Source organism: Bizionia psychrotolerans, assembly GCF_001039595.1.
The window spans coordinates 22,873-29,921 of the sequence record NZ_JNGS01000009.1 but is presented as its reverse complement, the minus strand read 5'-3'; the positions used below and the strand labels follow the sequence as shown (position 1 = coordinate 29,921).

Here is a 7,049-nt window from a genome sequence, read left to right as displayed (position 1 = left end):
TTTTTATTTGATGGTTTAGTTTGATTTGTGGTTTGCTATTTATGAAAGTGGTTGGGTTGGGTTATTGGAAGACATTGTTCGTGTTCCGATTTCAATTTAAATACTGTATTCCTTTTTTTTTTATTTATGATTTGGAGATTGTAAAAAAATGTTTAATATTGTAAGTGGTTGATTTCTAATTAATTTAGCCACAAATTCCTCTTAAATAATTTACTATAGCATATAGCATAAGTTTCACTTAAAACTTTTTGATATGCATAGACTATGTGTTTACACTCAAGACATTATTTTTCTGACCGGACGTAGTAATAGTTATGCTCGTGAGCTTCTACGCGATATTCGTTTACTTCATAAAAAGGATCGGCATCAATTGATTACTATCCATGAGTTTTGCAACCATACTGGGCTGGATTATGATGAGGTTTTTAAGAGTATTAATGGTATTAAAAACCCCTAAATCCCCTATGGGGAACTTTGTCTCGATAGCTAGCGGGATTGAAACTGCTGTTGAAATTGAAGGGGTTGGCTGCTCTGAATCTTCGGTCTCTTCGATTATTAGTATATTCGAAATGCTTTGAATGACAGCGTGCAAGCTAAATGAAAAGGTTGCTGTCATGCAGAAGGCCGTGCGACTGAAGTGTCTCTGGTTTAGAGGCTGTGTTGGACCTTTGAGATTAGTTGCGCTGAACCTGCAGTTTCATCGCTAAGCTCTGAATGACATGTTGCTTTTGAATGACATTTAGTGATTTGTTAAGAGATTAGTTGCGCTGAACCTTTGAGATTCTTCGCTTTGCTGCGCGCGCTCTGAATGACAGGATGCTCTGAATGACATGTTAGTCTTAATGAGATTGGGCTTTTTGAATGATATGAATTGATTAATAATTCTCTAGTTTGCATTTTGGTTTTCCTTAGGAATTGCTATATTAGCCGTATATAACTAGTCACCTCAAACTATTTGTTTTAAGCACTATACATGGCTTTGGAAACACGGATCTATCAAAAAAATCGTACTGTAAAAGTTGGTTCTTTATTAAAGGCTAGTTTGAAGGACCTGATTGGGTCTCGTTTTTTGGCAAGGCAACTTGCGGAGCGAGATATTAAGGCGATGTATAGACAGTCCTTACTGGGTATTTTTTGGGCTTTTGCTGCGCCTTTGGCTACTGCGGCTGTTTGGATTTTCTTGAATAGTAGTGGAACGGTTCAGCTTTCTGATACGGGTGTTCCGTATCCGGTTTATGCTTTTACAGGTACGCTTATTTGGTCTATAATTGTGGCTTCTATTAATTCGCCGATGCAAAGTACGCAGGCTGCGAAGGGGATTCTGACTAAAATTAATTTTCCTAAAGAAGCTTTATTGCTTTCTGGTATTTATAAGTTGTTGTTTGATAGCAGTATTAAAGTAATTCTATTGGTGGTCTTTATTTTTGTTTATGGTGTTGGTTTTCATTGGAGTTTATTGTTATTCCCATTAGCTATTTTTGGCGCTATTCTTTTTGGTACTACTGTAGGGTTGTTTTTAACTCCTATTGGTTTGTTGTATAAGGATATAGGGAAAATTATTTCGCTTGGGATGCAGTTTTTAATGTATGTGACTCCTGTGGTTTATGCTATTCCTGAAACAGGGATTATGAAAACCATTATGACTTGGAACCCGATTACACCTATAGTTTTAACTGCTCGTGATTTAGTGGTTGGGTTTACGCCAGAGTATCTCACATATTTTTTAATAGTGGTTGCTATTTGTGTGCCTTTCTTGTTTTTAGGGTTGATTGTTTACCGAATTTCAATACCGATTATTGTGGAGCGGTTGAGTGCGTAGTTGATTAATAATGAAGAATGAATGATTAATAATGAAGAATTAGTAATTAATAATGATGTGTTAGCGGAATTAAGATAATTTTATCGTCGCAGTCGCAGTGGCCCGCCTTTGCAAATGCTACGGACGGGCAAGAAGTTGACGTTTTGGTTTCGATAGGAATGAATTTAGAACATAACAACAGCATAAAAGTTTATAGAAAAGACTATAGATAAGAGAGAAAAGAAAAGAGACCAATTTATGACAGACCATTCTCAAATAACAGCTGCAAATGAGGTACTTGTAAAAGTAGAGGGTTTGAGCAAAAAGTTTTGCAAAGAACTTAAAACTAGCCTTTGGTATGGTGTTAAAGATTTGGTGAGTGGTGTGCGTGGTTCTGATACGGAGCGTTTGTTGCGCCCTAAGGAGTTTTGGGCCGTGAAAGATATAAGTTTTGAGTTGCGACGTGGCGAGTGCCTGGGCTTAATTGGCCATAATGGTGCAGGAAAAAGTACCTTACTAAAAATACTAAATGGCCTTATTAATCCAGATGCTGGCAAGGTTACTATTAAAGGCCGTGTAGGTGCACTGATAGAGCTTGGTGCTGGTTTTAACCCGATTTTAAGTGGGCGTGAAAACATTTATAATAATGGTGCTATTTTAGGATTTACGCGGAAGGAAATAGATGGCAAACTCGAGGATATTATAGCCTTTGCCGAACTGGAAGAATTTATTGATATGCCCGTACAGCATTATAGTTCTGGTATGAAAGTCCGCTTGGGTTTTGCTGTTGCTGCCCAAATGGAACCCGATGTGTTGATTATTGATGAGGTTTTGGCCGTTGGTGATTTAGGTTTTATTCTGAAATGTTTTAAAACCATTGATACTATTTTACCACGGACGGCTGTTATTTTTGTGAGCCATAGTATGCCTATGGTATCACGTATTTGCAGTCATGTTATTTTGTTAGAACATGGAAATTCAAAATTTCAGGGTGATGATGTAAGTAAAGCAATAGATTTGTATTATACGCGATTTGCTAATAATGACCGCAATATCGTATTTGATGATGGGAGTTTGGTTTTGGAAAACATAGAGTTGCTAAATGCTTCTATACATGAAAATATTCCGCAAATTAATTGGGGAGACGATTTTACATTGGATTTTAAGTTTAGAATAAATACAGTAATTAAAGTCCCTGTTTTTAATATTATTATTTTCGATAAAGAACAGCGTCCTGTTGCCTTATTGGAATCTAATGATTTGGATGCAGACTTGTCCATAAAAAGTAATGCCTTACATTTTACCGTAACGCATACTAACTTACAATTATCAAAAGGCGTTTATTCTATTAATATATTGACAACAAATACAGTAGGAACGCCATTGCTGAGAATAAATAATGTTTTAACATTTCAAATGCTACAGGATAGAGAGGTTTGGCAGCCTTTTTTATTAAAAGCAACTTATTCAAAAAAATAAAATTAATGTATGTTATTTAAAACGAAAAAATCTAAAATATTTTGTATTTCTTTTCAAAGAACCGGAACAACTTCTGTAGGAGGTTTTTTTAAAGACCATGGATTTAAAGTTGCTGGATATAATTATAAAAGAAGCATGAAATGGTCAGAGTTCAAATTTTTAGGAGATTATGAAGCCATTTTTAGAACTGAAGAATTTCAAGAATTTCAAGTTTATGAAGATAACCCATGGTGGGAGACGGATTTTTATAAGTATCTTTTTCATCGATTTCCAGATTCAAAATTTATACTTTTTGAAAGAAATTCTGATAAATGGTTTGACTCCATGATGAGCCATTCAAATGGTAAAACATTAGGGAATGCATTTAGGCATTCTAAATTATATAATAGAGGATTAGAGTTTTATGAACGATTTCCCAATAGAGATAACTATAGGAATTATAAGGTTATTGATAATTTATTGGAACTCAAAGAAGAACACAGAAAACATTATACAGATATCTACGATTTAAGGAATAAAGAGATTTTGGAGTTTTTTGAATATACAGATAGGACTAGGTTAGTATATCTTAAATTAGAAGATCCCTTGAAGTGGATTAAACTAGGTGCTTTTTTTTAAGATAGAAGTGAATCGTGATTATAATATGCATAAAAATAAATCTAATTAGTTCAAGTCTTTTTAAGTCTAAATTTGTTAATACAGATTATAGATTTCGTTTAACTGGTATAAAGAATTATTAATTGACAAAATTTTCAAAACATATTATATTTTTTATATCGCCAATTCTAATAATATTAGTTTTTTCTGAATATTATCTAAGGTTGATTCCTAATAACTACACGTATAAAAATCTACTGATGAAAGGAGAGTATGATGGGGTTGTGTTAGGAAATTCCCATGCATATAGAAATGTTATTGTTGAAAATTTGCAATTTGATTGTATTAATTTGGCCAATGTATCCCAATCAATTGATATTGATTATAAATGGTTTGAAAAAGCCCTTGAACATAATAATTTAAAATTTGTTATAGTTAACGTTAGTTTACCTACATTACTATTAAGGTTGAATGATAGCAAGGAACAATGGAGAACTTCATATTATAATATTTATACTGATTTGAGATTAAATTTTAAAGTAAAAGATAATCTTGAATTATTGAATAAATCACCGAAGGATAATTTTAAAAAACTACAAGACTATTTTTTACAACCGAATAATTTTAAAGTAACATGTTTAAGTAAAGGATCTTATCCTTTGGATATAACTTTAGAAAATTTCGAAGAAAATGCCATTAAAACCTCAAATAGACATTTAAGTTTTGGATTTAAGCATTTTCAGGAAAATCGGAGGGCTTTGCAATCGATAATAAACAAAGCATTAGAGGGTAATATTAAAGTTTTAATATTGATTCCACCTATGCATAAAGATTACAGAAATTTAATTGATAAAAAATATTCAGAAAAACTATTTAATACAATTGAATTAATCGTAAAAGAAAGAAATATCCAATATTTGAATTATTATGAGGATGTAGAATTTGAAAACTACATGTTTAAAGACTCAGATCATTTAAATATTTACGGAGCTGAATTATTAACTCGAAAAATCAACATTAAACTCATTGAATTGCTCTAACTGGAAGAATGATTAAAATTATCATTTTCATACAGGCGTTTTTAAGCTGTTTTAAAATAATTATGACACTTACTTTGGATAAACAAAAAGGGAGTTTTGGTTTAAACAATAAAACTGAAATTAATAGTTACATAAAAAGTGACATAGTATAGCTGCCACCAATAGCTATTTGCTTTTATAACATGTTTAAAGCTTTTGGCATAACAGATTTATTAATACACTTTTTAGTGATAAGGATCATTTATAAAGATAACGGATTGGGCGGCTGCAAAACAACTTGTTTAAGTTATAATGTTACAAGCTGTTTAAATGCTTTATGAAACAATTTATTATTAACATTGATAAAACTATCGAAATCTATTTCATTACGCTATGATAAAAAACCAATTTTTTATTTACGGAAATCCCAGATCAGGCTCAAGTCTTTTAAGGTTATTACTTAATAGTCATTCCCAGATTTGTGTACCGCCTGAATGTGGTTTTTACCATTGGTTAGCCTCTAAATATGGGTCATGGAATCCATCTAATTTGAACGCTAAGGATATTGATGCCTATATTGAAGACCTTCAGAACTGTAAAAAGTTTGAAACGTGGTTGTTGCCTAGCTCATTGATTCGAAACGTTATAGAAGACCATAAACCAGAGGATTATAATGCCCTTTCAACTTGTGTATATTTGAGTTATGCTTTTATGCATGATAAAAAACCTAATCTTTTAGGGGATAAAAATAATTACTATATTAAACATCTAGATGAATTAGACAGGATGGCACCCGATAAATTTATTATTCATATAGTTAGGGATGGTCGGGATACAGCGTGCTCATATAGAGAGATAAAACATATAGACAGCTCGCATAAATACAAGCCTATTTTGCCTACAGATATTACTGAAATAGCTGAAGAATGGGGTGTAAATAATGTAAATATTTTTAATTTCTATAAAAACCGAGACAATTATATTTTAGTTACATATGAAGCTCTTTTAAAAAACGCCTAAACTTGTGCTTTCTCAAATTCTTGCATCATTAGCATTAGATTTTGAGCCAGAGATGTTTGATTTTTATAAGAATAATCAGATAAAGCAATTGGAGCCCAAAGAAACCGTAGCTTGGAAACAAAAGACCCTGCAGCCAATAGACGCCAAAGATATTGGCATTTATAAGCGTAAGTTGACCAAAAAAGAGATTGCACAATTTAATTTAACCGCAAAAGACGCATTAAAGCTTTTTGATTATGATGTTGAGTGTTAGGGTACAGTGCTATAACCATGGCTTATATATTCAGCAAGCCTTGGAAAGTATCATTATGCAACAAACCAATTTTCCATTTGAGGTTGTTATTGGTGATGATTTTTCGACAGATGATTCGTTAGCTATTATTGATGCTGTTATTGCTAAAAACACCAATGCCCAGATTAGGTTTCATGTGTTGGATAGACCAGTTGGAGGCACCTATTGGAAGGACAGGCAAAAGCTGGGTAGGCTGCATAATTTTACCAATATTATTGATAATTGCCAAGGTAAATATATTGCGCTTTTAGATGGGGATGATTATTGGACCGACCCTTTAAAATTGCAAAAACAGGTTGATTTTTTGGAATCAAATATAGATTACGTAATTTGTTTTCATGAAGCTAGAGTTTTGTGGGAGGATGAAAAGAACCACAATTCAATAAGATTTAATAGTCAATTTCTATGGAATAAAATGAATGTTAATAAGTTTGTATACTCTGCACAAGATGTATTTAATGGTCCCTTTATGGCTACAGCATCTGTTATGTATAGAAATACAACGATTTCTTTCCCCAAATGGTTTTATGAAGCTTATAGTGGTGATATAACTCTTTATGGTTTGATTATAGGGGAAAGTAAAATAAAATACATGACTGAGGTGATGGCATCTTATAGAAAACACCCTGATGGTATAACTAGATTGCATAAAGGGAGTGAAATTATTTTAAATCGTATTATGATTTTACAATACATTAATAGTTATTATAAAGGGGCTCATAAATCTAAAATAAAAATAGCTATCAACTTGTATTTGGCAGGATTGAAGTCTTTAAGTAAAAAAAAAAATTATTTATTTAATAAGGCTTTACTTTCAAGGTGGTCTTATTGAAGTTAAGTATAT

At 32.3% G+C, this 7,049-nt stretch carries 7 protein-coding genes; all 7 read left to right on the top strand.

The window, feature by feature from the left end:
- The first annotated feature begins 973 nt into the window (after positions 1-973).
- Positions 974-1,819: an ABC transporter permease gene (locus GK51_RS01115; protein ID WP_048331152.1), complete on the top strand. Its 846-nt coding sequence runs from the start codon at positions 974-976 to the stop codon at positions 1,817-1,819.
- Positions 1,820-2,056: 237 nt separating this feature from the next.
- Positions 2,057-3,277, top strand: a complete 1,221-nt coding sequence (locus GK51_RS01110; RefSeq protein ID WP_048331151.1) for an ABC transporter ATP-binding protein — start codon at positions 2,057-2,059, stop codon at positions 3,275-3,277.
- Between the two features lie 9 nt (positions 3,278-3,286).
- Positions 3,287-3,895 (top strand): sulfotransferase, encoded by a 609-nt coding sequence (locus tag GK51_RS01105; protein ID WP_048331149.1) that lies wholly within the window; start codon positions 3,287-3,289, stop codon positions 3,893-3,895.
- Between the two features lie 239 nt (positions 3,896-4,134).
- Positions 4,135-4,914: a D-alanyl-lipoteichoic acid biosynthesis protein DltD gene (locus GK51_RS01100; protein WP_048331147.1), complete on the top strand. Its 780-nt coding sequence runs from the start codon at positions 4,135-4,137 to the stop codon at positions 4,912-4,914.
- A 372-nt stretch (positions 4,915-5,286) separates the two neighbouring features.
- Entirely contained in the window at positions 5,287-5,913 is a 627-nt protein-coding gene (locus GK51_RS01095; RefSeq protein ID WP_048331145.1) for a sulfotransferase, read from the top strand.
- Between the two features lie 4 nt (positions 5,914-5,917).
- The gene (locus GK51_RS01090) at positions 5,918-6,166 is read left to right on the top strand and encodes a hypothetical protein (protein WP_048331144.1); all 249 of its coding nucleotides are present in this window, start codon (positions 5,918-5,920) and stop codon (positions 6,164-6,166) included.
- Positions 6,150-7,037: a glycosyltransferase family 2 protein gene (locus GK51_RS01085; RefSeq protein ID WP_053069198.1), complete on the top strand. Its 888-nt coding sequence runs from the start codon at positions 6,150-6,152 to the stop codon at positions 7,035-7,037. Before GK51_RS01090 ends, GK51_RS01085 begins: the two co-directional genes overlap by 17 nt.
- The last annotated feature ends 12 nt before the right edge of the window (positions 7,038-7,049 follow it).

Bases quoted from the DNA above. Each gene is read 5' to 3' on its own strand.
- GK51_RS01115 (WP_048331152.1), top strand. From the start codon at position 974: ATGGCTTTGGAAACACGGATCTATCAAAAAAATCGTACTGTAAAAGTT.
- GK51_RS01110 (WP_048331151.1), top strand. From the start codon at position 2,057: ATGACAGACCATTCTCAAATAACAGCTGCAAATGAGGTACTTGTAAAA.
- GK51_RS01105 (WP_048331149.1), top strand. From the start codon at position 3,287: ATGTTATTTAAAACGAAAAAATCTAAAATATTTTGTATTTCTTTTCAA.
- GK51_RS01100 (WP_048331147.1), top strand. From the start codon at position 4,135: ATGAAAGGAGAGTATGATGGGGTTGTGTTAGGAAATTCCCATGCATAT.
- GK51_RS01095 (WP_048331145.1), top strand. From the start codon at position 5,287: ATGATAAAAAACCAATTTTTTATTTACGGAAATCCCAGATCAGGCTCA.
- GK51_RS01085 (WP_053069198.1), top strand. From the start codon at position 6,150: ATGATGTTGAGTGTTAGGGTACAGTGCTATAACCATGGCTTATATATT.